A 24,723-nucleotide genomic window follows, 5' to 3' on the forward strand; every position below is an offset into this window, starting at 1 on the left:
TAAGGCTGGGGCGTTTCGTAAATAAAGGAACGTTATGCACCATTACCTGAAAATATTAAAGATAATACTTAAGGAGATAAATTATGAAAGCTAAACTACTCTTCTTATTTTTGATGGCGATAATGTGTTCATCTTGTCAAGAGAGTAGTCAACCGACTACTTTGAACAGCGAAAATAATTCAATAAGGAATTCTGTACTGCCTTCTGATGTAGTGAGTATAGGTGATGGAACAGAATCAAAAGAAATAACGGAAGGTCGATCAGATCCTGCTAACAATAAAATATTACCCATGAGCATTGGAAAGCTTGATTTGAAAGGAGAATTTTATGATGAAATGCTTCAAAATCCTATAGATCATGATTATGAAGTGGAATTTAATCAATTTCAAAATTCTAAAGAGATTATTACAACATTGGAATGGGGGGCATTCGAAAGCAAATATACAGAGATTTGGGATAAAGAGTTGAATCAAATATATAAAACGCTTCTTTCTAAATTGGATAAAGAACCAAGAGAGGCACTAATTGAAACGCAGAAAGAATGGTTGCAGTATCACTTAAGGGAATCAAAATTTGTAGAGGAGACATTTATTTATAATGGTTATCTTGGATCAAGAGGACCAGTAAGCTTAACCACGGTTATACGGGAGAGAACTAGGGAAAGAACAATGCAATTATTTGAATATCGATATTTACTAGATGGTGAAGTTGAGTTTGTTTACCAAAGTGAAAAATAAAGTTGAAATTTTGATCAATGTTTTTTAAGGTGATGCTTCGAATGCAGTAACGGCGTATATCTCTGTACTCAAGCTGCGGGATACAACCCTTTGGTTTTTATCTGTATAATCATGGAAGAGCACTCAGACATCATACGACCCAGCCTAAGATAAGAGTTATCTAAAGCTGGGTCGTTTCGGATACAAGAACGTTATGAGAAATTTTCGTAAAATAATTATGCTAGGAGCATTCCAATGAAGATTCAAAAACCAGTGATTATTGAAGGATACAATAATGAATGGCCAAGATTGTTCAATATCATAGAATCGGTTATTTCCAGCAAATTAAATAGTCTGGCATTACGAATTGAACACGTTGGAAGTACATCAATCCCGAGTCTTTCAGCCAAACCAATTATTGATATAGATGTAGTAATTGAATCTATGGACTGCCTACCACAGGTAATCAAAAAGCTAGAAGAATTGGGATATATCCATGAAGGTGATTTGGGGATTAAAAACAGAGAAGCATTTGCAAGAAGGGACGTTGATGTACCCTACACTAGTGTAGGCAATGAGAAGCAAGAACATCATCTATACGTATGCAATCGGGAAAGTGAAGAATTGAAAAGACATATAAGGTTCAGAGATATACTAAGAAAGCATCCCTTATTAGTATCTGAGTATGCGAATTTAAAGTTCCAACTAGCTAATAAATACAGAAACAATCGCCAAGCCTATACTGCTGGAAAGACAGAATTTATTACGAGAATAATGAATGAATACCAAGATAGTGTATTACAGAACGATGAAGACATCTGATGACAAAGTGTCTACGCTGCAGGCCATTCGGCCTTTGATTTGCAAGTTGAGGTAACCAGAGAAGCGGATTCAGCTCACAACCTTACGAGGCTAAGTCCGTCGGATCCAGTCGATGACGCTCCTTTAATCCTCTTTGGTTAGTAGATACCGTAACGTTAGCTAAAATTCCACCAATTATTTATTCAGAGGTGTAAATTCAGAGATGTCTTATACAAGACCGGTTATTAGAGAACCGTATTATGATTGTCCAAAGTGGTTTGACAATTATGTGCATCGTTCAGAGTTTCTTACGCTCTCGGGCGAGTGTACATCTTCTGAAGTTGAACTCTTTTTAATACATTTATTTGGATATAGCAATACAAATGTAGATCAATCAATGGAAGACACTTTTAATGAACTATTTGCGAATGAATCTGTAGCTATTTTGGGCGGTGTTGCTTTTTTTGAAAGTGAAGAAAAATTTATTATGCCAAGTTGTTGCTGTGGTCTAGAACAATTTAGGGAGATTTATAATTGTATTCTTAATAGAGAGAGTCCCTGGCTTGGACATGATCCCTCACCGGGAATAACTTATAAGGATAAAATGGCCATCGTCTGGTCTGATAATCCAGATTCTAATGATCGATCGGACGTTTTCCATATTAATTTTAAGTTTGAAGAAATTTTATCTTGTCTTGATAAATCCAAATATGTTTTGAAAGATTTTATTGATAAGCCGCTCTTTGAATGGATTTATCGAAGAGATCGAGATACAGCTGAAAAAATGAAAGCTAGAATGTATGAGTGGTTTCTTTAGGAATTGTGATTATTATTATTTCTAAGAAGGCAGGAACATCAGCTAACATTATATTCACGCTGCGGATCGGCTGAAGCTGATTCTTGACCCGCCAGAGGCTTTCGACAGGGAAGCAGAATCAGGCGGATAACCTTGCGAACCTAACCACGGTCGTAGCCGGCAGCTGAAGCTGTCTTAAGGTTCTCGGGTTCGTGCATACAATAACGTTAGCAGACATGCTGAGAATAACTTATAGGAGCAAACCATTTATGATTGAATTTCCAAATCAGAGTCAAATAAATGATGAAAAGGTAAAATCATTTGTTAGTTTTTTAAGAAAAGAAAAAATTGAAAGTTGTTTGATAAGTCATGGTCCAGATAGTGTGCTTCAATATTTTAGAAACAATAAATCTAAAGATAAACTCCACAAAGTTAACTCATGCACGAAGAGCATTACTTCATGCTTAATTGGAATTGCTTTCGAACAGGGATTAATTTCAGATCTTAATGCGCCGATTGTTAATTACTTTCCCTCGCTTCAACAGGATAAAGACATCCGGAAACAACGCATTACAATTGATCACTTATTGAGTATGAGTGCAGGTTTTGATTGGCCGGAGTTGGGGGAATGGAATGGCTGGCCACAAATGATACATAGTCCCAACTGGGTTGATTATATATTAGAGCGCCCATTAAACGCTGAACCCGGTGAACAAATGAACTATAATTCTGGCTGCAGCCATCTGTTATTATCAATACTTCAAAAGGTATCAAAAATGAATGCAAAAGATTTCGCTAAAAAGTATCTCTTCTCTAGTTTAGAGATTAAAGATTTCATATGGCATGTAGACCCTCAGGGAGTTAATATTGGTGGTTTCGGGCTGCACATGTCTATACAAGATATGCAAAAATTCGGTTATTTCTATTTGAACAAGGGGCGTTGGGGGAAACGACAATTACTTAGCGAAGAATGGATAGTTACTTCAACAAAACCTAAGTTTTTAACCTATGAAGATATAGGTTATTACGGTCGTCATTGGTGGGTGTCAGAAGAATCATTAGACCGATCTTTTTATTTTGCTATGGGTTTGGGCGGGCAGTATATCTGTGTAGAACCTTCCCGAAATATAGTTATCGCATTAACAAGCAATACATACAGTGTTACCTTAAAACCATTAAAAGCTATTACAAAACTTTTTCAGTAACTCGAAGAAGTCATCACATCTACTAACAAATTTCCTACATCGTCGCTGTCGCTCCTTGGTCAACAAGAGGGATTTGCTCAAAAGTAAATTCAGGCGATACATTCAACCAGCTAAGTCTGACGACCCGTCCCCTACGGTCACTTAAGCTGTTTGAACGTCAGGAATGCCAAACGTTAGATGAAATCACGATGAATTTTATAAAGGAGGCGTTTCATTGAAGTATTCTACCGTTGTCTTAGATTTGGATGGCACATTTTTAAATTCTAAAAAGCAAGTCTCTGAAAGAAACATAGAAGCCGTACTTTCCTGTTATCAAAGGGGGATGAGAATAATCTTTGCAACAGCACGCCCTCCTAGAGCTGTAAAGTTTTTTCTTCCAAAAGAGTTGTTGGATATTGGAGCGTTTGTGTATTATAACGGAGCACAAACAATATGTAATAAATCCATGACCGAATTTTGTGAATCAATTCCATCTGATTTAACTTCTGAAATCATCGATTATTGCTTACATCATTATCCGCAACTCGATGTGACAATGGAAGTAAAAGATGAATGGTTTGGCTTACGCGAATATGATTATACTACCACAATGAATGCAAGGTCTAACCCAATAGTTAAATCATTGGGAGAATTAAAACAATATGAAGCTACAAAGATATTACTCGCCGGCAAGAATCAGATTCTAGGACTTATTTCAAAGTTTGGACAGCAAGTAAATGTATTGATTACGGATAATAATCAACTGATTCAAATAATGCCACTTCAAGCATCGAAAGAGTTAGCAATTACTAGACTTTGCAATATATACAATGAAGAACTGGATTCACTGATTGTATTTGGTGATCATAATGATTTAGGACTGTTCAAGTCAGCTGGATATTCAATAGCAATGGGGAATGCAGTAGTTGAATTGAAAGATATTGCAGATGAAATAACAGAAACTAATGATAACGATGGAGTAGCAATAATCTTAGAAGGATTGTGTGGGTAACTCTAGGTTACATCATCTAACACAATATACGCACTGCGAGCCATTCGGCTCTTGATCTGCCAGAAGTATATTGAGGAAGATGAATCAGGCAGATACATCCATCCATCCATTCCCCTAAGATAAGAGCTATCTAAGAGGATTGGCTGTCGCGAATACCATAACGTTAGGCGAAATTGCCTATATTATAAATCAATATTCTTCCAGCAAATATTTTGGTATTATTATATTTGACAAAATACTACAAGGGGGCATTTATTTGTTCAAGTTAAGCCAAATATTTATTGGTTATACTGATGGAAAAAAAGAGGCGAAATTTAAAGAAAACTTTGAGCAATATTATTATAATTATAATCTTAATTATGAAAAGATAATGGAAGTAGACAAATTCTTATTATTGGGAAAAAAAGGAACGGGGAAATCATTACTTTCGGAGTATATAAATAAAAATGCAATGAGTGTTCATGATTGGTTTTGCAACATTTCGTCGTACAAGCAATTTAATTTTCATGAATTAATTCATTTAAAATCTAGAGAAATCAAACCCAATGAGTATTCTTTGATTTGGGAATGGATATTATTAATTGAAATTGCTCGATTAGTTGTCACTGATCAAAGTGCTGATAGTAATTTAAGAGATAAGGTTCTAAGATTCTTTGAAAGCAATAATTTCACTTTGAAGTTGGATATGAACAAAGTTGTAGATATAACAAAAAAAGGGCAAATAAATGGAACAGTGCTTTCTAAAATATTTAGTTTATCTGGACAATTTGGGAAGGATACAAAATATTCATTAGGTAGCTATCTAGATTATATTGATGATTTCCGCGAGGTTATTATTGATTTATTACATAGCACTGAAAGTAAATTCACCGTAATATTTGATGAACTCGACGATAAATTTAGAAACGAAGAAATATATAAATCAAATATTATTAGTTTGATAAAAGTGACTGATAAATTGAATACAATGTTTTTTGATGAGCGAGTGAAATGTAAGCTTATTCTTTTGCTAAGAAGTGACATTTTTTATAAATTAAACGATCCCGATCTAAATAAAATTGAACAAGATAATTCTGTAAAAATAGATTGGGGGAATGTTACTAATTTTAATGCTCCTTTGTTTAGTTTGGTATTCACAAAAATAAAACAATCAGTGGAAAGTTTTAAGGAATTATCAGAATTTGAATTATATAGAAAACTATTTCCGCAGCGTATTCATAGTTATTTTCCTGATGAATTTATATTAGGTCGAACATACTTTCGTCCTAGGGATTTGGTTACCTATATTAGGTTGTATATTGAACAATTTCCAGATGAGACTTTCTTCTCAAAGTCGGGAATCAAAGCTGTTGAGCAAAAGTATTCTGAGTACTTGCTGAAAGAAGTTAAGAATGAAATGTATGGACATGTTTCTGAAGTAGAAATCAATGAGTCTTTTCTTCTCATTAAGCAATTCAAAAAGGTAGAGTTTACATTTGATGAAATTAAAACTTATTTGCAACAAAGAACAAATATATATAAAAACATCGAGATTGAAAGGTCTTTAAAGCTATTGTTTGACTTTAGCGTGATTGGGAATTCATGGATGGGTGAAGGTGCTAAAAAACCATTCTATTCCTGGGCGTATAGAGAAAATGTTGAAATAGACTATGATAAAAAATTTGTTGTACATCAGGGGTTAAGAAAAGAATTAACATTATAACAAATATTCGCAAGCTGTATCAGCTTGCGATTTCTTTTAGTGTTTCAGATAGTGGCAACATCGCCTAACATTATATTCACGCATCGGGTCGACTCTGTCGCCCTCGGTCCGGACAGAAGTCAGAAGTGATTTCGGAGAAGGATTTCAGTAGCAAAGAAGTAGAATCAGCTGGACACATCCGTACCACCTAACCGCACCGCGGCTGGCCCTAAAGGGCTTTAAGGTGGTGGGACGCCGTGAACACTGGAACGTCAGATGAAATTCCTACAAATAAAAGGTGATAACATGATAGATTCTTTAAAGTAATGCAAGAAGATAGGAACATCATCTAACAAATTATTCACGCGGCGGCTACGTCTTGGTCACTCACACTACTGACATTCTTGATATTCTTTCTTGTCCGGCTATCGCCGGACTCTCAGTATACGCTGAATTGTGAAGAAAGGAACGTTATCATAAAGATAAAAGGAGAAACACATGGCAGACAAACTTCTAAAACTTTATAAAAAAGACTTAAGCTTACTTCACATTATGTTTAAAAAAATGAGGTGGCAAGGGTTTAAAAGATCTATTATTCTTTTAGTGTCATGCTTCATTTTAATCATATTAATAAAATATAACTTCAAATCAGATTGGAGTAATATTTCTTTTATCTCTTTAATTATGTGTTTTGTGGTCGCTTTAAGAGATTTAACCTTAGAAAGAGATCGGATAATTGAATCTGAAAATAAAGGAAAAAACTATTACCAAGTTAGAATTGAAGGACTAAGGAAGTTTTTGAGAAATGAGAGTATTGACACAGATCCTAAAAAGATAGAATTGCTAATAAAGCTAGTAGAAAAACAAGCTGAGGAACAGAAAGTCCCATTCTTTGTAGGGAGAGGAATCCTATTGACTGTTCTTTTGCCTATTATTTCTGCTACTTATACAAATATATTAAATAAATATACTGATGATTTAACTACTGTTTTAACAATATTTTTAATTCTTTTGATAGTTATTTTATTTGTATTTATTTACGCCACTTTGTTTAGATTTATTTACGATGATTTTATCAATGGAGATTATCAAAGATATAAGACTATAGCCAATGACTTGCGAGAATTGCATTTTAAATTATTATAGTTTTATATCAGAGAATGATATTTAAAGATAAAATTATAAAATATTTGAAATCATAGAATTTAAGGGGTTATATTATGAGAGAGATTAAATTCTATTCAAGAAATGACTTGGCAAGTGGGTTTGTTTTAAAAGAAATCGAAAATTATTTAACGGAGGATAGAGCAGAAAAAGAAAAATTAAACATTAATGATCTGATTGAAATATATAATATAAAACAATATTTTGAGCATAAGCTTTACCTCCTTACTTGGACTTCGAATGAGATAGAAAAATATGAGAAGCAAGTTAATACTTATTTCAAACAGGTTGGGCGTTTTTTTCATTTCATTAACAGTGAAAACTTAGCAGATTTTTATAATGAATTGGAAATAGAATACAGAGAGGACTTTTGGGCACTTTTTGAAAAGTTTAAAGTATACGAAAGAATTGCTGATTTAAGCTTTAATCATTTTTTGAATGAAAATAATATTTGGCTTTATCAACTATTAAGGCACAAAACGTTAGTTCAACACTTTGGTAATGTTATTAAGGAATATATGTTGAGTGATCATTCAGTAGCAGAACTACTGTTAGATGAATATGAAATACAACATACAATAGATAAAGAAAAATTGATTTTCCCGAAAGAATTGACATTTTTGGAAAAAGAAAAAATAATTCTTAATTACATTAATAGCGAAAGTCCTAATTTGAATTATTTACGGCTTATTGTGAATGTACAAAGTAATAAAGACAAAATTGTGCTCTCACCAAGAACTATATTAACCGCTAAAAAAAGAGTGGAAAAAGAAGAAGAAAGACTTTTTCCTGAAAACTCTGGGATGCTAGTCGAAACTACCGTGGGTTTTTCTAAAAATCAGGAAGAAATTGTTATCTCTAATATAGATGGGCTTTCTATAAAGACTATGTACAGTAAGAAATGGTTAGAAAACAATAAAGATTACGGAACACTGTTGAATAACTTTATATACTTATTTGAATTTGTTGATTTTCAAATGAGATGTAATTTTGTAAACAAACCCAATCAAATGGGAGTAATGGAAAGAATGCTTTATTCTCGTTCTCGAAATGCTTATTTAACAGGAATGGCATTTAATCAGATGGACATGTTATCTTTATTGCAGATTCACGGGTATTATAAAGAATTATTCAGCTTAGGAGTGCGTCTTGAGCTAGTAATTGAATGGTTTTTTAAAGAATACTTGTCTAAAGAGTTTCTAGTATCAAATTTTGATATTAATATGCCCTCAACTCACTCTACATTGCTGGAGAAGTGCACTAATATAATGCCAGCGGTAGAGTCCGTTCTAAAACAATTTATGTTATATGTTGAAGAGGGCACAGTCGATTTCGAATTACTTGAAATACGCTCTGATCATCTTATATATAGCAATATCCCTTCACTAGTTAATAAAAAATATGCGTATGGTAAAGGCGAGGAATTTAACTATGCATCAGTTCTCTTTTTTTCTGATCAAAGTGGACTAAGGTATAATGAAAAAAATCAGAATAGCTATAATAACTTCTTTGAATTATTATGCAATAAACCTCTCAAGTTAGCTGATTATCCAGAATACTGTCATAACAAAATTGAGTGGTTAGTGGAAAAGAAGTATCTCAAGAATGATGATGAAGGATTTATTATTTTTGAAGATGCGGCTGTGGTTTTGGTAATGAAAGATTTATATTTTAATGAGGTAGTTAACTATTGGCGAGTTTCACTAAAGATGAGAAATGCTTTGGATAAACTTGAAACAAAGAATGTAGTTGTTTTTGAAAGTTCGTTGTTATCAAAACCTGAGCAAGAGTATGTAAATTATACGCTTAATAAGTCACAGTTTAACAACGGATTGGATTTAAGAAATAGATACAGCCATACTCAGCCTAAAGGTACTGAAAATGATAATACTCATGAGTATAACTACATGATTTTTCTAAGATTATTAATATTGTTTATGATAAAAATAAATGATGATTTCTGTTTAGCAGATATGTTATCAAAAAGAGAAGCTAAATGAGATATTTAAATTCTTTGATAAATTTAGCTCTATGTTCTCAAATGATTAAGGACAAAGTGGAAATCAACTAATAAACTCATTCAACAATTAAAAGGTAATAGAGAAATCTTCGTATATATGCGTCCCAAAAGCATGGCCTGGGAATAAGACAATCAGTATTAAGTAGCCTGTCGAGTGTTAGACAGGCTTTTTTATTGCATATAACAATTGGAAAGATGGTAAAAGAGTTGATGTTTTCGCGTTTATGATCAAATGCACTCGTTCACTGGAAAATTAAGGTTTATAGACAGAGGATTCAAAATCAATTAATCTTCTCCAAGCAAATACCCCACAGAAACCTCCAAAGCCTTAGCAATCATCACCACTTCATAATCCTGAACAAGACGATATTGACCCTCAAGACGGGAAAGACTGGTCTGACTGATATCCAAGCCCAATGTTTGCAATCTGGCGAGGAATTCTCTTTGTTTGATTCCTTTACTTTTACGAATAGCTACGACTCGGGAGCCGATTATATTTTTGTCGCCAGGTGGTTCTTGTCTATGTTTCATTATGTACACCCCTCAATTCAACCACATTGTATGAGAAATAATGGTTGTTTTAATGCGAATATCGAATTAAAATAAAATAAACCGATAACCGCATTAAAAATGACTACTCATGTCTAGCATTAACAGAACATGATGCAGTTTAGACCCATCAGAGAGGTGGATGTATGAGCCGGTTGCTTTACTTATTGGAAGAGGAACGGCGCAAGCTTAATCAGCTTGGAGAGGCATCCTTGAAGCAAGCGATTCCGTTGTGGGACAATCCTGCGGTTCAGGAACAAAGCCGGAGGGTGGATGAGCTGGTTGCACGAGTGAGTGAAATGAAGGCGAGACATCACCGAGTTGCACGATGATGAGCGAGGTACATAATGCTTAGGGGAGGGGAAGCAATGGATTTTCCACGGTGGATGCAACGAGCGATTCAAGCAAGACTGAATGAGGTGACTGCCCGGATCGAACATGATCCTGAACTGAGTCGAGTACGTGGGGGAACAGACGAAGCGTTTGAAGTTTTGTTTGCAGGTAAGGATGTCGAGCAGACACCTGAATATATCGAGTGGGAGAATCGTTATATTGTCAGCAAAGGCATAGAAAATGAGCGGTTGTATATGCAGGGACTACGAGATGGCATTCAGCTCACAGTATTCTTGTTGGGTCAGTCAATGTTGACTGACAGAGATAAGGATAGACCGGGTGGTTAATTGCTTGAAAATATGACTCATAAGAAGTGAGAAGAGCAGAGACAAGAAACCGTAATTTGTGAGTTGTTAAAAGGTTTTAACCTGTTAACGCGAATCCAGAATTGAGGGAAGCGACCCCGATCTTTAACTTAAAAACCGGAGCCGAAGCGTGAATCTATCGCTTCGGCTCCGGTTTTTAAAGCTTTACTTTTCCAAAATCCCAATCCTATTTCCCACTTACCGACTTAAACCAATCATTCACTTCTTGCGTGATCTGATCTCCGCCGTTGGATTTCCAGTTGGCGACGAATTGGTCAAAGGCATCAATCGGCAGTTTGCCGTAGATGATTTTGTTGAAGGTTTCCATTTCGGACTGGCGAAGCAGGTTCCATTTGGAGACCATGGTTGGTGTGGCTGCGCCGGTGAAGTAGTTTTGTTTGCGAATGTCGATCTGCGACATCACGACTTTGGCAGCGGCCCAGTTTTCAGGTTTGCGGAACTCGGCCATTTGTTTCTCGTATGGGGTTTCGGGCTTCTCGCCGTCAGCCAGCTTCACGAGGGTTTTCATATACAGATCTGGAATACGAGCCGGACCAGTCAGGAACGGGAACTCGTTGGAGAAGTCTTTGATCTTCTCTTTGTCACTGGTCGGTTGACCGTCTACGATATCCCAGTCGTATCCTTTGGCAAAGCCGTACTCATATGGACTGCCCGCTGCCGGGTTGGCCAGGTTATCGAGCAGGTAGTTGTAGTACAGGAAAATCGCTTCCGGATGCTTGGCATCCTTGTTGATCATGATACTGGCGTTAACGCCAGAGTTCTGCCACTTCGTACCGATCTTGCCGTCTGGACCAGCCGGAATAGGGTAGGCTTTGTATTTCGCGCCAGGTACGTTCTTGAGCAGATCCGGTGCAGGCCAGTCGGGTACCCAGTTTGCGCCAGGCAGGATGCCAGCCGTGCCAGCAGTCCAGCTTTCAGCAGACTTGCCTTCGTCCCACAGCGCGGAGTCGGTATGGATATACCCTTTGTTCATCCATTCATTCAGCTTCGCAAGGGCTTGTTTGGCACCGGGATTAATGGAGCCGTACTCCAGATTGCCGTTTTCGTCTTTGTTCCATTGTTCCTGGATCGTGCCGTAAGCGCCGAACAACCAGTCGAGCGAGCCCATCCAGGTGTTGGTGTTATTTTTCAGCGAGATCGCTAGTGGGAATACTTTATCCGGAGACAGGCCGTCCGGGTTCTCGTTTTTGAATTTGTCCATGATATTCTCTAGATCTGCGATGGTCTTAGGTGCTTCCAGGTTCAGCTTCTCCATCCAGTCTTCTCTTAGCCAGAGCAGGGTATCGTCGTTATCGGTGTACTCCAGAATCGGCATGTTGTATCTCTTGCCATCCTTGGTGAACGGGTACCACAGCTCGGGATGCGCTGCAGCATGATCCTTCAGAATTTTGTTGGCGTACTTGTCGAACAGTTCATCAATGGCGATGAATTGACCGGAGTCGATCAGCTGATTAGTGAGTACCGCGTTCGTTGGAACGGATACGAAATCAGGTAATTTCTCGCCTGAAGCGATAGCCAGCTGCAGCTTCTGTCTGTATTGATCGTCATTAGCCGGATACCATGAATCCTTATGCTTCATGCCCAGCGTTTCGAGCATCCAGCGATCGTGAACGTTGTTCTCTTTGGTGTCACCTTGCACATATTTCTTCGGCATACGAACCGAACTGAACTCAATGGGTGGGTCGTATTTTCCTTTGGCAAAAGCAGCTTCAGCTTCGGCTGAGCCGACCGTCGCCGGCGTATCGTCTGTACCATTCTCGCTGGCTGAATCGCCACTGCCGCACGCAGTGATGGTGATGAGTGCGATGACCATGAGCAAGGACCACCATGTTTTGAATTTGATCATTGTTCAATCCCCCTACGGTGTATGATCTTTACAAGTGTAACTGTACCAAGTCGGGCGGGAGGGCATCTATATGAGTTTGTTAGTTTCGATAGGACTCTATTATGCTGTTTAATGTTGGTCTCTATATTCCTGCGGGGTGACGCCGAACTGACGCTTGAACACTTTGATAAAATACGCCGGGTCCATATAGCCAATCTCCATGCTGATTTCATATACTTTTTTGGTGGTCGTGACCAGTTTGTGGCAAGCCCGATCCATGCGCAGGCGCGAGATATATTCACTGATACCTTCGCCCGTTTCGATCTTGTATATCTTCGACAGATGGGTCGGATGCAGATTGACATGATCGGCGAGCACACGCAAAGACACATCCAGATGCAGATTCTTATCCGTAAATTCCTGAACCTTCTTCACATACTCGGACCGGATATCCTTGATTTCGTTGGATGTACCTTCCTTCAGCTTGGCGAGGACGCCGAGCGACCATTTGCGCAGTTTGCCGATGGTGGAGAAGGCCTCCCCGCTCTGAAGATATTCAATATCACTGCCCATGAGGCTCGTCAGGGTCAGCTTGTTCCGGTGGGCAAGGTTGGTGAACGAAGCGGTAATGAGAAAACCAGCCTCCATGCAATGCTCCCACGATTCGGACCATTTCTCATCCAGTTCTGCGCAGACGGCGAGTATCTTCTCTTCGGCGGCATCCCATTGTCCACTCTCCAGCAGATGGATGAAGGTGGGCGGGGTGTATAGCACGTCCAGCGGACCTTGAGCCGTAGCCGTCTCCACATCGCTGACGCGCATGACAAATTCGCGCTCGTCTCCGACGATCTGCCGGAAATATGCGGAGGCCTGACGGAAGCGATCGTAGAGCTGATCCGGAAAGTTGAACCACTCGGTCATGACAATGGAGAGGGAGCCTTTCAGAAATTGTTTTACTTTGGATTGAAGCTGAATGGACTGCTTCTCCAGAATGGTCTCTTTTCCAATATCGTCATTCTGTGCCTTCAGCTGCAGTAAAAACACCACATATCCGTGTTCCTCCTTCACACCCCACACGTGCATAAACTCACCCATGATTTCCTCCGCCATGTTGATAATGGCATATTCAATCAGGGTCTGATCGTGGCTGTCATAGTGTCCGAATTCTTCATCCAACCGAACGAGCATGAGTGCGGCATCCCCGGCGTGAAAGGGCAGATCATAATTGGTGAGTTTTCGCTCCCATTCGCTGGATGAAAACCGGTGCCCCTGTAATGCCTCCAAAAGCAGTCGTCCGCGCAGATGGGGCAGATTCTCCCTTAAAGTAAACTGGGTTCGGCTCAGTGAACTGACGAGTTCCCATTCATTGTTTAATTGATCGATGGCCTTCTGCACGGCGCCCATTAATTCATCGTCTGTCGGCGGTTTGAGCAGGTAGTCCACGGCTTCGTACTGGATGGCTTTTTTGGCGTAATCGAATTCGGAATAACCCGATAACAGAATGCATTTTATTTTTTTGTCCCGGATCCGGATGCGTTCGATCAGTTCTATGCCTGTCATTTCCGGCATCTGAATGTCCGAGATCACGATATCGATAGGGTGGGTGTCGATCAGTTGTAAGGCTTCATGCGCGGAGTACGCCCTGTGAACCTGCTCGATCCCCAGGGTGTGCCAAGGCTTGGTCATGGACAGGTTATCGACCCAGTGTGCTTCGTCGTCTACGATGATCATCTGCATATTCTTTCGTCTCCCTTGGTGGTGTAAATATAAGGCCTAGAATGAAAAAATGGATACTTCTTGTGAACGAAGTCGCTGCGGATTCGAAGGGTTCTTTCGATCGCTGTTCAAGCCCCATTTCCGGATTAGATGATGGCAAGGTTGAAATGGGGCTTGAAAGGCGAACACTTCGTTTCTACAGAATCCCTTCAATCCTTCGCTTTGCTTCACATAACGTCTAACCCTTTATTTATAAACAAGGCACTTTATAGAGATGGAATTGTAATAATAGTGCCGCGCATGCTTCCTTCCAATGAGGCTTTTCTGTAAATATCCTTTAGCTTCTTCAGGTTTTTTCTGTCCTCTACGTTCACGTGTAGATATTTCGTTTCAAATAAAATGACTCAACTTATATTAATGTCGGTATCTCGCTCAGAATCTGTATCGTCCTTCGGCATCTCCCAGACAATCTCGGTGCGGAATCCGCCAAGTGGGGATGGGCCGAATTGAAGGTGGGACTGGCTGCCGAACAGATGCATGATTCGCTGGTTCGTATTCCAGAGGCCGCAGCCCATTTCCTCCTGCAGTGGCTCCTGCATTTTCAGGTTCAACGCATCGTACTGTTCCGAGCTTAAGCCGGGGCCATCGTCGTCGATATAGATTTTGCCGTAACCATCCACGCTCTCGCCGGTAATACGAATCTCCCCGGATGAATAGGACTTCGCCACGCCGTGTATGACGGAATTCTCGACCATCGGCTGAAGCATTAATCGCGGTACAGACTGGGCAAGCATGTCCTCAGGGATATCGATATGATACTCAATTCGTCCATTGCGCAGCTTCTGAATATCCAGATAGTTGATGAGCAGCTTGATCTCGTCCCGAAGCGAGGACGTCTCCCGTTCCATGCGGGTGGTGTACCGATAATATGCACTCAGATTATGCGCCATGGACACGACAGCCTGCTCGTCCTTCATCTGGGCCATGTTGATGATGTAGCCAAGACAGTTATATAGAAAATGGGGGTTAATCTGCGCCTGCAGCTGCTTCAGCGTTGCTTCTTTGGCTCTGATTTTCTCCTGGAATACATTCTCGATCAGGTCTTGAATCTGGTGTGACATATCATTGAATCGATGAAACAGGAATGAGAACTCATTCTGATCCTTGCTATGCAGCCGTACGGAATAGTCACCACGCTGCACGCGGCGAAGGCCCTGGATCAGCTTTTTGATCGGAGATTGAATGTTTCTGTACAGCAGAATCGAAGCGGATATACCCACGACAAACAGCAGCGTCATAAAGAGATAGAACAAATTTCGGCTGAGCGAAATCGGCTGCAGAATCTGATACAGCGGGACCACGTCGACCAAATGCCAATCCAGATAGGATGATTTGACTGCGCTAACCAGATACTTTTTCCCGTTCAGTTTCACAACGTCCTGTGTAGTATCCTCCGGGGAGTGTGTATCCAGATAACGAATAAGCTCCTCCGATAACTGCTTGTCTGCACTGCGATTCAGAATGGGGTCATTGCCCTTGTGATAAAGGAAGGGATCTCCCTGCCCACCTGCCTTGTACGTATCGAGCATGTTCTGAATGTTCTCGTAACTGAAGCTGGCTTCAATGACAAGATTGCTGCCGGTCAACATGCCCGGTTGAGCCAAGGAATCGGTATAAAACCAGTAAAAGGACTGCATGCCCTCCTGCGATTCCGCTCCTTGATCCCCGTAAGTCCATTGTCCGCTCATATTACGTTTCAAGTAATCCTCATCATACCCGGAAGAGCGGTTGTAGTTGGCGATAACATCCTGATTCTGTTGCGAGTATACGGCATACCGGGTGTTCCATATATCCGTGACGCCGGATTGAAGCACCATCTTCTCCTGAATGGCATAGCGGGTCTGCATCTGATCATACCGATCATCCCATATGTTCAGACCGTTAAATGCACGGACATTGGGATCTCTTGAAAGGATCAGACTGAAATCCATCATCTGATTAATGCGGGAATCGATCTGACTGGCTAGAAACGTGAGCTGTTTTGTATTCGAAATCTGCAGTTCTTTGCTGACCACGTTATAGGTGACGTTGTTCGAGTAGGTATACATGATAATAATCGGGATGAACAACAGCACGATTAAGCAGTTGATTTTGGCAAACAGGCTGAAGCGGGAACGGGTCCTTTTTTCGAATAATATAAAGCGCTTCCATATATGCATAAAAAGTCTCCTTCGTATTCGTGTTCGTAGAGGCTGGTATTCACCAGATTCCTAACAAAACCCTATCCGGCCTAACAATGTTATATAGTCAGAGCTCAGAATGGCCTGATACTATTTATAGCAGAGAACCCCATTAACACACAAAACTTTTTTTGGGAACAGGAGAAGGGCACTATGGAGGCTAAAATGGAGGGTCAACGGGTCCCACAGGCGAATGTGGGGAACAAGCTGGAACAGAAGAGAAAGAAACGTTACAAACAGCCGTGGGTACTGCACTTCATGGTGCTGCCAGCGGCCATTATGGTTTTTATTTTTTCGTATATTCCGATGTCGGGTATATTGATGGCATTTCAGGATTACAAGCCTGCGCTCGGTTTCACGGGTTCGGAATGGGTGGGACTGAAGCACTTCAGGTATATGTGGGAAAATGATTATTTCCTGCAGATTACGTGGAACACGCTGTTCTTTGCCTGCTCCAAAATCATTATGAATCTGATCATCCCGTTTGTCTTCGCGCTATTGCTTAATGAGGTACGGAAGATGGCGCTGAAAAGAACCATTCAGACACTCGTGTATCTGCCACACTTCTTGTCCTGGGTAACGCTGTCGGGTATCCTGATCGACATTCTGGCACAGACGGGTATTCTCAATCAGTTCCTTGTCTCGGTATTTGGCATCAAGCCGATTTTCTTCCTGGGGGACGGTAACTGGTTCCGGTTCACAATTATCGCGAGTGATGTTTGGAAAGAGTTTGGTTTCAACACGATTATCTTCCTTGCGGCATTGTCGGGCATTAACCCATCACTGTACGAAGCAGCTGAAGTGGATGGGGCGGGACGCTGGAAGCAGACGATCTATATCACGATCCCGGCGCTGATTCCTATCGGAATCGTAATCGCCACACTGGCACTGGGGAATGTGCTTAACGCCAACTTCGACCAAATCTTCAACTTATATAGTCCATTAATCTACCAGCAAGCGGATATTATCGATACGTTCGTGTATCGTGAAGGTCTGCTGAGTGGGCAGTTCAGTTTCGCTACCGCGGTGAATCTGTTCAAATCGGTCATCAGTCTGATCCTCATCGTAATCTCTTACCGACTGGCCTATCGATTCGCCGGATACCGAATTTTCTAGAAAGGATGATGACGAGCCATGTATCATAAAACGCTACCCTATCGCATATTCAGCATCTTCAATAATGTGTTCCTGACCATCCTTTCGCTGCTCTGCCTGCTGCCTCTATATCACTTGCTGATGGTATCGCTTAGTTCGTCCGCACCTGCGAATGCTGGTCTGGTGACGTTCTGGCCGATTGGTTTTACGCTCGAAGCATATGCCAAGACGTTCGATAACGCCAATTTCCTGTCCTCCCTGTGGGTGTCCGTGGAGCGGACGGTGCTGGGAACTGGGCTTGCGCTCATCGTCAATACGATTGCTGCCTATGCGCTCTCCAAGGAGACACGTGTGTTCCGCGCACGTAACATCTATCTTTGGTATTTTGTCGTCACGATGCTGTTCAGCGGAGGTCTCATTCCGGGGTATATCCTCATTCTGAAGCTCGGGCTGATGAATACATTGTGGGCACTCATTCTGCCTGGACTAGTGGCGGTATTCAATATCATCCTGCTGCTGAATTTCTTCCGCACGGTGCCGAAGGATCTGGAGGAGGCTGCATTTATCGATGGAGCAGGACACTTTCAGTCGTTCATCAAAATCTATCTGCCTGTCTCCGTGCCTGTTATCGCCACCGTCTCTCTCTTCATGATGGTTGGTCATTGGAACGCATATTTTGACGGGATCATCTATATCCGCGATTCGGAAAAGCTGCCACTCGCGACGTTTATGCAGACGATTATCGTGCAGGCCGACATGACGAAGCTTGATCCAGAAGCGATTGCGAACCTGTCGCAGCGAACGATTCGGGCGTCCCAGATTTTTATCAGTGCGCTGCCGATCCTGCTCGTATATCCGTTCTTACAACGGTACTTTGTAACGGGGATTGTGGTGGGGGCAGTGAAGGAGTAGCCGCGTGAAGCGGATGGATTCGGTTTGTGAAAAGGGAGTTGCTGAACTGGCCTCAGGCCAGGGAGGTGGCTCTTTTTTATGTGAAAAAGATGTAATTACCTTAATTTGAATTAAATGGTATTATAGGTGGGGTTCCGAGCGTTAGTATTTTGACCACAGGGGGATGAGTAAGAAGTGAAGAAGATGCTGGTTGTTACTCTTGCTTGTGTATTATTAAGCGGATCCATGGCTTTTACAGCTACAAGTGCACCAAAAAAGATAGACATCGTACTTAATGAAAAAGAAATAAAGACCCAAGCAGGTACTGAAGCTCATCAAAAATTAATGGAGGTAAAGATTGACGAACAGATCTTCCAGTTAGTAGAAGGAACTGATTATATCAGCTCTGAGGGTCATATACTGGTTTCGCCTAGCTATATCATTAGTGTGCTGGATTTCGCTGTGCCTGGTAAAGGGATATGGTGGGATAACCAAGCCAAAAGTGTAATTTTTGCATATGTAGACATAGATGATTACCCCAAGCCAAGGTTAACCTTCAAGGTGGGAGAAAGCCATTTTACCGAATTCGACAAACAAATTGAATTAAAGAGTAAAACCATAATGGTGGATGGCAGAGTTTATTTACCGCTAAGAGCCATTAGTGAAGCATATGGAAAAGAAATCCATTGGGAATCCAATAACGGTCAGAGTGTGATCCGAATAACTACAAAAAATCAGCAGTGAGCGATACAAATTGCGAAGAAGCGGTGCAAACTCCGTTGCCCATACAGTCCCAGTCCTGTTATAATTCCGGTATATCTATTGCATTGGGGGTTATACCGTGGCAATATTGGCAGCGCCGGATTGCTCGTTCGCTAGAAAGGCCTTACGCAAAGCCTGTTAGGGGCGGACTTTGTGTAGGGCGCGACGAGAAGAACATCGATCGCCCTGAGTGAAGCATAACGTATCATCCCGCAGGCTTTGCACCTTATTTGTTTTACCAATAAAAATAAGGGGCTGAAAGCCATGCAAACATCATTTATCCACAATCATCAATTTAATTATATTCAAAAACAAGCTGATTTCCTGCTCAAAACGCTACGCTCGGTCGTGGATCGAAAAGTATTAGAAACTGTCCGTTACACAGTCGGGACGAATGCAGTCGGCATCTTCAATGAACTCACTTCGGACCAGAAGCAACTGCTGGAGCAGTTATCCACTTATGACACAGCACATGAACTGCAGTCATATCTGAATCGACTCGAAGCACATCTGATTCCATTCCCACAAGTGTCGGCGAAACAGATTCAGAAGCTATTTCCGAAGGCGAAGAAACTCAAACTGCCCGATCTGGAAACGGTCGATTACGCACGTACGACCTATCTGAGATGGACGGATATTGCTACCAATCGACTGTTCATTGTGTACCCGTACGAAGAGAAGTTTCTCGGCATCGAGGGACGGATTACGGCTACGAACAAGAAAGGGTACTGCATGTTCTGTAATCGTCATCAGGAGCTTGGATTCTTCAATGTGAAGACGAAGGGTCATTCGCCGGATAACTTTGCTTCCATTGGCCAGTACGTATGCGTGGATAGCACGGCTTGCAACCATAGCATCACTGACATCAGCATGCTGGAGAAGTTTCTTCTTTCGACAATAAAATAACACTTAAAACAGACAGGGTCGCTCTCCGGAGCGACCTTTTTGGTTTGATTAATGCGCGTTGTCTCATTTAAGATTACCAAACTAACGTATGGTTAGCGTATGTCCTTATCATAATTCAGTCCCAACTGATGCGCCTGACTAAGCAGGTTCTCATAATGCTCGGGCTTGGCATCCAACGTCTCATACAGGAATTCAACGCTGGAGTTAGGGACGCCGCAGTAATCTGCAATCCCTACATTGAGCAGGTTCGTGATCGATTCATCGTAGTTTCGCTTCTTCATCTGTTCTTCGGTCACGCCTGCAAGCGCGATCCACGTGATCTTCTGATGGTGAAGCTTGTTCGAACCGTAGGCAAATCCGTTGTTCATGACACGATCCACATACCCTTTCAGCATGGCTGGCAGATGCCACCACCAGAGAGGAAATACAAAGGCCACAGCATCATGCTTCTTCAATCGCTCCATCTCCGTTTTAACCTCAGGGGAAAACATTTGATTCGGTTGGGTGTAATCAGGTTCATCCATGCCTCGGAGAATAGGATCGAAGCCTATCCCATGTAAATCCAATATCTCAACATCGTGACCAGCCTCAGTAAGACCTTGCAGAAAACGATCGGCGGCCTGAAATGTAAGGGAATCTTTTCTTGGATGAGACACAACAACTAATACGTTCATGATTATATTTCACTACCTTTCTACAGCGCTTGTTTGGTAGCCACGCTTCATGGCTGATGCTATTATAAACAGGGATGATATATTCTGGAAGAACGCACTTTGAAGTTCTATAGGAAGATTAGAGTGCTATAGGAACATGAAAGTACCCTAAATAGACCCTGAATTGTGCCTTATTGTGGGGCTGAAATAATACATGAAAAAGCAGGAAACAGCTATGTTTTACCATGGATGTAGTCTTTTGGATATAGTCTGATGAAGGAGAGATAAAAGTTGACAGAAGACCATAAAGCCGGCGCTCCCAAAAAGTATAAAGTAGGTGTGGAGGCGGCCTTGGAAGTAATGGGCGGAAAATGGAAGCCTCTGATTATTTACCACTTGATGACAGGAAGGAAACGCTCATCAGAACTTAGGAAGCTGATACCTGAAATTACGCAAAAGATGCTGACGACGCAGCTAAGAGGCTTGGAAAAAGACGAGATTGTGCAAAGAAAGGTGTATTCGGAGGTTCCCCCTAGAGTGGAGTATGAGTTAACAGACTACGGTTGGGGATTAAAACCGGCCTTGGACCAATTGTGTTACTGGGGGGAAGAGCATCTGGATAAGGTTTACGGGGATAAGTCCAAAGTGTTGGAGGAATTTTGAATCACCGGTGTGTTGAAGAGTTAAAAACAAGCTGGGGACGGGGAGGAGAATGAAGTAATGAAAACAATAGAGGAATTCCTAACAAGTGATTGGTACAAAAATGTTACGGCTGAACTCGTTCAGCTTAAACCAGATATCAAGTTTGTTGAACATGCCAATTATGAAGCGGAGTTATTAATGGATTCCTTTAGAGAACGGATGTATACTCTGCACGGCTTCGCTATCTCGTCTCCAACAGAGGAAGAATGCGTTCAATGGATTATGGAGCAATTGGCCCAGGACAAGGAAAATATCATGTCTTATGTTGTTGCTCGTCTAACATTCAGTGAGCAGCTGGACGATGACCCGGACGGGGAATTTCGGGAAGGCGAGGAGCTTGATGAGGGGGATCGATCTGAAGTTGTCGAGATTCTGGGTTTTACGAGATCAGTCATCTCTGACACCGTTATTGAATATGATGTGGTCAAAAATCATCCCAAACTGTTAACCGGGTATTTCAAACGCACACGAATTCCAGGCGCAGCTAAATTCTCCTCACAAATTAAAAAAGTATACGCTTCAATCGAAAGCTAGTTGCCGTACTCTGTTAGTGAGAAGATATTCAAAAGACTCCAATACTATATAAGCTATCTGTAAATTTTAAATAATTTTAAAGAGAGGTTAAACATAATGATAGATATCTCCCACGTAGCGCCGACAGAAACAATTAAGATTATTATAGGTGCTTCATCACAGAAATATGAAGGATGGATACAGACACAAAAGGATGAATTGGATTTGCTACGATTAGAAGATTGGGAAGAAAGTTTCAAGGATCGAAGGATTGAAGCAATTTTATCAGAACACGTTTGGGAGCATTTGACTTATGAGGAGGGAGTGCAAGCTGCGAAGATTTGTTATAAATATTTGAAAACGAGCGGTTATATCCGTTGTGCAGTTCCGGATGGATATTTTCAGAATAAAGAGTATCAGAGCATCGTCAAGATTGGAGGGCCTGGACCACTAGATCACCCGGCGGCAAGTCATAAGATAGTACATAATTATAACACAATAACTAATATGTTTGAGGAGGCAGGCTTTGAAGTAGAGTTATTAGAATATTGTGATGAAGGTGGGAAGTTTTATTTTACAAATTGGAACCCTGAAAATGGATTTATCTACCGGTCTAAGAGATTTGACCATCGGAATCAGAATGGAAATTTGAGATTTGTATCATTAATTGTTGATGCTAAAAAAGTGCAGGGTGTCTGATGAAGTGATGCTCTAAACTAGTTTTCTACTTCAGGCTAAGGCTCCCTTCCAACACTGGGATCTTGGAATGAGTTTTAAAGGTAAGAAGCATTTGTAAGCGTAGTCATTACAATTTCTAATGTTGCTCTTTTACTTCCAATGATTTGCTATGTTATGGACAAACTCGTGCACAACTAATAGTCAATGAACTACCAGTTAACATGATATTAGAGGAGGTCACCGAATGAACAAGCATAGTGTTTATGAGACAAACAGCTTATATTGGAATACCCAAGGAAATGACTTTTTAGAAGCCATTGTACTTCCCTTGTATGGCGCATTCACCTCAGAAGATAAATGGCGACTATTTGGTGATGTTTCAGGAAAGAAAATGTTAGAGATCGGATGTGGAAATGGTTACTCCCTGAAATACCATGGGGATCGCAACGCAGCTGAGTTATGGGGAATGGATATCTCAGAGAATCAGATTGAAAAGGCAAAGCAGCATTTGTCGGCGAACGGCCTTTCCGCAACATTGATCTGTTCCCCTATGGAAGAAGAGTGCGGCATACCTGTCCAATATTTTGATTTTGTCTATTCAATCTATGCCATAGGCTGGACAACCGATCTCGAAGGCACGTTCTCCCGGATTGCTTCTTATTTAAAAAAAGACGGCGTATTCATATTCAGTTGGTCTCATCCCATACATAAATGTATTGTTGAAGAAAATAATCAATTTGTATTTAACAAGCCTTACTTCGATGAATCCTGGTATTCGGTATCGCCTGATTTTGTTCAGGGTGATCTCACCTTATCGGATCGTAAATGTTCAACCTACATTAATGCACTGGCCAGAGCAGGATTTGTGATCGAACAAATGATCGAAGAAACCGACAACGAGATATTGCAAAGGCATGATGGAAGCAAGAATAATCTCGCAAACAGAGCGAAGATGTTTCCCGTAACTTTTGTTATTAAAGCCAGAAAACTTTGACTGAGAGGAAATAACCAGAGTGAACAATACATGGACCATTTGCATATCAGGAGATTATGACTTGAATTTTCTTATGTTTGTGGCAAGTGCACATGGACTGTTGGCAGATGAATTCGGAGAAGGTACGTGGCCTGGGGGTCAATTTTCTAATGGTGGACGAAGTAATGAAAAGTTCAAAGGGCAGTGGAATGAGCTATGGAAACAATGTGTCTATAATAAAGGACTGATTAAAAGTGGAGTCCAGAGAAGATTGATTTTGGATCCTCCTGAGTTTTCAATGGTAGATAAGGATGTGAGGGCTGTTCTAATCCATATGTGGCCTTCTTTTATTAAATGGTGGAACATGCCTGCAGGCGGCCAAGCGGCGATGCACTACTGGGAAGGTGCGCCGAATCTTTTGTCTTTTGTACAGGAATTCGAAAGTCAGGTTGGAAGAAAAATCAAACCTTTTAAGTTAGATATTGATTTGGTGTATACAGGTTTAAGAGAACCCATTGAAGTGAATGAACAATTTATGATCATGCCAGTTAAAATTGATTATTTATTGAACAGGAATTGGTGGATGAAGAGATTTGAAGAGCGTTATTAAGTATTTTGAAGAAGCATCATACTAGACCAGCTACTGCGAATTAAATCATGACCAAAACCCTCTCGAAAGGATATAGCTCAATGAGACGAGTTGACGTAGCCTATGCATTAATCCTGGATGATACCACATCCAAGATTCTAATGGTCAAGAATAAAGGCAATACCAGTTGGTCGCTGCCCGGTGGTGCGGTAGAAAAGGAGGAAACGTTGGATCAAGCAGCTATCAGAGAAGCCAAAGAAGAAACAGGACTTGATGTAAAAGTCCATGGGATCATTGCCATCAATGAATGTATATTTGAGAAAAAGCAGGAGCATGCCATCTTTTTCACGTTTAGAGCTGAGATTATTGGAGGGAGCTTAGAGCTTGTAAGGCCTCATGAAATATCCGAAATTGCCTGGATGGATGTAGACAAAGCTGATGAGCTAATGCCTTATTATAAGAACGGCATACGGAGTCTAGCCCAGGGGAACGAGATTCCTCATTATGACCAAGGGAGAAAGTAATGCGGTTATACTTC

General features: G+C 40.9%; 25 protein-coding genes. 20 read left to right on the forward strand and 5 right to left on the reverse strand.

Features of this window, described 5'->3' with window-relative positions; translation table 11 throughout:
• The first annotated feature begins 83 nt into the window (after positions 1–83).
• The 8 genes from MH144_RS23465 (at position 84) to MH144_RS23500 (ending at position 9,354) form a co-directional block, all read left to right on the forward strand.
• Entirely contained in the window at positions 84–737 is a 654-nt protein-coding gene (locus MH144_RS23465; protein ID WP_239304644.1) for a lysozyme inhibitor LprI family protein, read from the forward strand.
• A 234-nt stretch (positions 738–971) separates the two neighbouring features.
• On the forward strand, positions 972–1,538 hold the full coding sequence (locus MH144_RS23470; protein ID WP_239304646.1) for a GrpB family protein: 567 nt from the start codon (positions 972–974) through the stop codon (positions 1,536–1,538).
• A gap of 202 nt (positions 1,539–1,740) precedes the next feature.
• Complete coding sequence (locus MH144_RS23475; protein ID WP_239304648.1) at positions 1,741–2,334, forward strand: hypothetical protein; 594 nt, start codon at positions 1,741–1,743, stop codon at positions 2,332–2,334.
• Between the two features lie 248 nt (positions 2,335–2,582).
• On the forward strand, positions 2,583–3,518 hold the full coding sequence (locus MH144_RS23480; RefSeq protein ID WP_239304650.1) for a serine hydrolase domain-containing protein: 936 nt from the start codon (positions 2,583–2,585) through the stop codon (positions 3,516–3,518).
• A 214-nt stretch (positions 3,519–3,732) separates the two neighbouring features.
• Positions 3,733–4,509: an HAD family hydrolase gene (locus MH144_RS23485; protein ID WP_239304652.1), complete on the forward strand. Its 777-nt coding sequence runs from the start codon at positions 3,733–3,735 to the stop codon at positions 4,507–4,509.
• Positions 4,510–4,765: 256 nt separating this feature from the next.
• A complete protein-coding gene (locus MH144_RS23490) occupies positions 4,766–6,211 on the forward strand; it encodes a P-loop ATPase, Sll1717 family (RefSeq protein ID WP_239304654.1) in 1,446 nt (481 codons plus the stop codon).
• Positions 6,212–6,688: 477 nt separating this feature from the next.
• Positions 6,689–7,336, forward strand: a complete 648-nt coding sequence (locus tag MH144_RS23495) for a hypothetical protein (RefSeq protein ID WP_239304656.1) — start codon at positions 6,689–6,691, stop codon at positions 7,334–7,336.
• Between the two features lie 74 nt (positions 7,337–7,410).
• Positions 7,411–9,354, forward strand: a complete 1,944-nt coding sequence (locus MH144_RS23500; RefSeq protein ID WP_239304658.1) for a hypothetical protein — start codon at positions 7,411–7,413, stop codon at positions 9,352–9,354.
• A 305-nt stretch (positions 9,355–9,659) separates the two neighbouring features.
• Here the strand turns inward: MH144_RS23500 and MH144_RS23505 are convergent, their stop codons facing one another.
• The gene (locus MH144_RS23505) at positions 9,660–9,905 is read right to left on the reverse strand and encodes a helix-turn-helix domain-containing protein (protein WP_239304660.1); all 246 of its coding nucleotides are present in this window, start codon (positions 9,903–9,905) and stop codon (positions 9,660–9,662) included.
• Positions 9,906–10,069: 164 nt separating this feature from the next.
• Here MH144_RS23505 and MH144_RS23510 point away from each other — a divergent pair, with 164 nt between their 5' ends.
• On the forward strand, positions 10,070–10,255 hold the full coding sequence (locus MH144_RS23510; protein ID WP_239304662.1) for an aspartyl-phosphate phosphatase Spo0E family protein: 186 nt from the start codon (positions 10,070–10,072) through the stop codon (positions 10,253–10,255).
• Between the two features lie 54 nt (positions 10,256–10,309).
• Positions 10,310–10,603, forward strand: a complete 294-nt coding sequence (locus MH144_RS23515) for a hypothetical protein (protein ID WP_239304664.1) — start codon at positions 10,310–10,312, stop codon at positions 10,601–10,603.
• A 205-nt stretch (positions 10,604–10,808) separates the two neighbouring features.
• On the opposite strand, the gene MH144_RS23520 is transcribed toward MH144_RS23515, so the two are convergent.
• From MH144_RS23520 to MH144_RS23530, 3 genes are all read right to left on the reverse strand, one after another.
• Positions 10,809–12,488: a type 2 periplasmic-binding domain-containing protein gene (locus tag MH144_RS23520; protein ID WP_239304666.1), complete on the reverse strand. Its 1,680-nt coding sequence runs from the start codon at positions 12,486–12,488 to the stop codon at positions 10,809–10,811.
• A gap of 108 nt (positions 12,489–12,596) precedes the next feature.
• Positions 12,597–14,204, reverse strand: a complete 1,608-nt coding sequence (locus MH144_RS23525; protein ID WP_239304668.1) for a response regulator transcription factor — start codon at positions 14,202–14,204, stop codon at positions 12,597–12,599.
• Positions 14,205–14,587: 383 nt separating this feature from the next.
• Positions 14,588–16,402, reverse strand: a complete 1,815-nt coding sequence (locus tag MH144_RS23530) for a cache domain-containing sensor histidine kinase (protein ID WP_239304670.1) — start codon at positions 16,400–16,402, stop codon at positions 14,588–14,590.
• 186 nt (positions 16,403–16,588) lie between these two features.
• On the opposite strand from MH144_RS23530, the gene MH144_RS23535 reads away from it, so the two are divergent.
• From MH144_RS23535 to MH144_RS23550, 4 genes are all read left to right on the forward strand, one after another.
• Positions 16,589–17,539 carry an ABC transporter permease gene (locus MH144_RS23535; RefSeq protein ID WP_430202379.1) on the forward strand — a complete coding sequence of 317 codons (951 nt, stop codon included), beginning with the start codon at positions 16,589–16,591 and terminating at the stop codon, positions 17,537–17,539.
• An 18-nt stretch (positions 17,540–17,557) separates the two neighbouring features.
• Positions 17,558–18,430: a carbohydrate ABC transporter permease gene (locus MH144_RS23540; protein WP_239304672.1), complete on the forward strand. Its 873-nt coding sequence runs from the start codon at positions 17,558–17,560 to the stop codon at positions 18,428–18,430.
• Between the two features lie 183 nt (positions 18,431–18,613).
• The gene (locus MH144_RS23545) at positions 18,614–19,153 is read left to right on the forward strand and encodes a stalk domain-containing protein (RefSeq protein WP_239304743.1); all 540 of its coding nucleotides are present in this window, start codon (positions 18,614–18,616) and stop codon (positions 19,151–19,153) included.
• A gap of 282 nt (positions 19,154–19,435) precedes the next feature.
• Positions 19,436–20,077, forward strand: a complete 642-nt coding sequence (locus MH144_RS23550; protein WP_239304674.1) for a FusB/FusC family EF-G-binding protein — start codon at positions 19,436–19,438, stop codon at positions 20,075–20,077.
• A 92-nt stretch (positions 20,078–20,169) separates the two neighbouring features.
• On the opposite strand, the gene MH144_RS23555 is transcribed toward MH144_RS23550, so the two are convergent.
• Positions 20,170–20,751 (reverse strand): NAD(P)H oxidoreductase, encoded by a 582-nt coding sequence (locus MH144_RS23555; RefSeq protein ID WP_239304676.1) that lies wholly within the window; start codon positions 20,749–20,751, stop codon positions 20,170–20,172.
• A gap of 339 nt (positions 20,752–21,090) precedes the next feature.
• Here MH144_RS23555 and MH144_RS23560 point away from each other — a divergent pair, with 339 nt between their 5' ends.
• From MH144_RS23560 to MH144_RS23585, 6 genes are all read left to right on the forward strand, one after another.
• Positions 21,091–21,393 carry a winged helix-turn-helix transcriptional regulator gene (locus MH144_RS23560; protein ID WP_239304745.1) on the forward strand — a complete coding sequence of 101 codons (303 nt, stop codon included), beginning with the start codon at positions 21,091–21,093 and terminating at the stop codon, positions 21,391–21,393.
• A 57-nt stretch (positions 21,394–21,450) separates the two neighbouring features.
• Positions 21,451–21,966 (forward strand): hypothetical protein, encoded by a 516-nt coding sequence (locus MH144_RS23565; RefSeq protein WP_239304678.1) that lies wholly within the window; start codon positions 21,451–21,453, stop codon positions 21,964–21,966.
• Between the two features lie 96 nt (positions 21,967–22,062).
• Positions 22,063–22,644: a class I SAM-dependent methyltransferase gene (locus MH144_RS23570; protein WP_239304680.1), complete on the forward strand. Its 582-nt coding sequence runs from the start codon at positions 22,063–22,065 to the stop codon at positions 22,642–22,644.
• A 223-nt stretch (positions 22,645–22,867) separates the two neighbouring features.
• On the forward strand, positions 22,868–23,617 hold the full coding sequence (locus tag MH144_RS23575; RefSeq protein WP_239304682.1) for a class I SAM-dependent methyltransferase: 750 nt from the start codon (positions 22,868–22,870) through the stop codon (positions 23,615–23,617).
• Positions 23,618–23,678: 61 nt separating this feature from the next.
• Positions 23,679–24,206: a hypothetical protein gene (locus MH144_RS23580; RefSeq protein WP_239304684.1), complete on the forward strand. Its 528-nt coding sequence runs from the start codon at positions 23,679–23,681 to the stop codon at positions 24,204–24,206.
• A gap of 80 nt (positions 24,207–24,286) precedes the next feature.
• Positions 24,287–24,709 (forward strand): NUDIX hydrolase, encoded by a 423-nt coding sequence (locus tag MH144_RS23585; protein WP_239304686.1) that lies wholly within the window; start codon positions 24,287–24,289, stop codon positions 24,707–24,709.
• Positions 24,710–24,723: the final 14 nt, after the last annotated feature.

This window comes from Paenibacillus sp. ACRRY (assembly GCF_022346995.1).
In the GTDB taxonomy this organism is placed as follows: Bacteria; Bacillota; Bacilli; order Paenibacillales; family Paenibacillaceae; genus Paenibacillus.

What these genes read in the sequence shown, in the direction of transcription:
- MH144_RS23495 (WP_239304656.1), top strand. Translation starts at nt 6,689, where the DNA reads ATGGCAGACAAACTTCTAAAACTTTATAAAAAAGACTTAAGCTTACTT.
- MH144_RS23505 (WP_239304660.1), bottom strand. Translation starts at nt 9,905, where the DNA reads ATGAAACATAGACAAGAACCACCTGGCGACAAAAATATAATCGGCTCC.
- MH144_RS23470 (WP_239304646.1), top strand. Translation starts at nt 972, where the DNA reads ATGAAGATTCAAAAACCAGTGATTATTGAAGGATACAATAATGAATGG.
- MH144_RS23530 (WP_239304670.1), bottom strand. Translation starts at nt 16,402, where the DNA reads ATGCATATATGGAAGCGCTTTATATTATTCGAAAAAAGGACCCGTTCC.
- MH144_RS23515 (WP_239304664.1), top strand. Translation starts at nt 10,310, where the DNA reads ATGCAACGAGCGATTCAAGCAAGACTGAATGAGGTGACTGCCCGGATC.
- MH144_RS23545 (WP_239304743.1), top strand. Translation starts at nt 18,614, where the DNA reads ATGCTGGTTGTTACTCTTGCTTGTGTATTATTAAGCGGATCCATGGCT.
- MH144_RS23560 (WP_239304745.1), top strand. Translation starts at nt 21,091, where the DNA reads ATGGGCGGAAAATGGAAGCCTCTGATTATTTACCACTTGATGACAGGA.
- MH144_RS23525 (WP_239304668.1), bottom strand. Translation starts at nt 14,204, where the DNA reads ATGCAGATGATCATCGTAGACGACGAAGCACACTGGGTCGATAACCTG.
- MH144_RS23480 (WP_239304650.1), top strand. Translation starts at nt 2,583, where the DNA reads ATGATTGAATTTCCAAATCAGAGTCAAATAAATGATGAAAAGGTAAAA.
- MH144_RS23570 (WP_239304680.1), top strand. Translation starts at nt 22,063, where the DNA reads ATGATAGATATCTCCCACGTAGCGCCGACAGAAACAATTAAGATTATT.
- MH144_RS23565 (WP_239304678.1), top strand. Translation starts at nt 21,451, where the DNA reads ATGAAAACAATAGAGGAATTCCTAACAAGTGATTGGTACAAAAATGTT.
- MH144_RS23550 (WP_239304674.1), top strand. Translation starts at nt 19,436, where the DNA reads ATGCAAACATCATTTATCCACAATCATCAATTTAATTATATTCAAAAA.
- MH144_RS23500 (WP_239304658.1), top strand. Translation starts at nt 7,411, where the DNA reads ATGAGAGAGATTAAATTCTATTCAAGAAATGACTTGGCAAGTGGGTTT.
- MH144_RS23520 (WP_239304666.1), bottom strand. Translation starts at nt 12,488, where the DNA reads ATGATCAAATTCAAAACATGGTGGTCCTTGCTCATGGTCATCGCACTC.
- MH144_RS23575 (WP_239304682.1), top strand. Translation starts at nt 22,868, where the DNA reads ATGAACAAGCATAGTGTTTATGAGACAAACAGCTTATATTGGAATACC.
- MH144_RS23585 (WP_239304686.1), top strand. Translation starts at nt 24,287, where the DNA reads ATGAGACGAGTTGACGTAGCCTATGCATTAATCCTGGATGATACCACA.
- MH144_RS23465 (WP_239304644.1), top strand. Translation starts at nt 84, where the DNA reads ATGAAAGCTAAACTACTCTTCTTATTTTTGATGGCGATAATGTGTTCA.
- MH144_RS23535 (WP_430202379.1), top strand. Translation starts at nt 16,589, where the DNA reads ATGGAGGGTCAACGGGTCCCACAGGCGAATGTGGGGAACAAGCTGGAA.
- MH144_RS23555 (WP_239304676.1), bottom strand. Translation starts at nt 20,751, where the DNA reads ATGAACGTATTAGTTGTTGTGTCTCATCCAAGAAAAGATTCCCTTACA.
- MH144_RS23540 (WP_239304672.1), top strand. Translation starts at nt 17,558, where the DNA reads ATGTATCATAAAACGCTACCCTATCGCATATTCAGCATCTTCAATAAT.
- MH144_RS23510 (WP_239304662.1), top strand. Translation starts at nt 10,070, where the DNA reads ATGAGCCGGTTGCTTTACTTATTGGAAGAGGAACGGCGCAAGCTTAAT.
- MH144_RS23475 (WP_239304648.1), top strand. Translation starts at nt 1,741, where the DNA reads ATGTCTTATACAAGACCGGTTATTAGAGAACCGTATTATGATTGTCCA.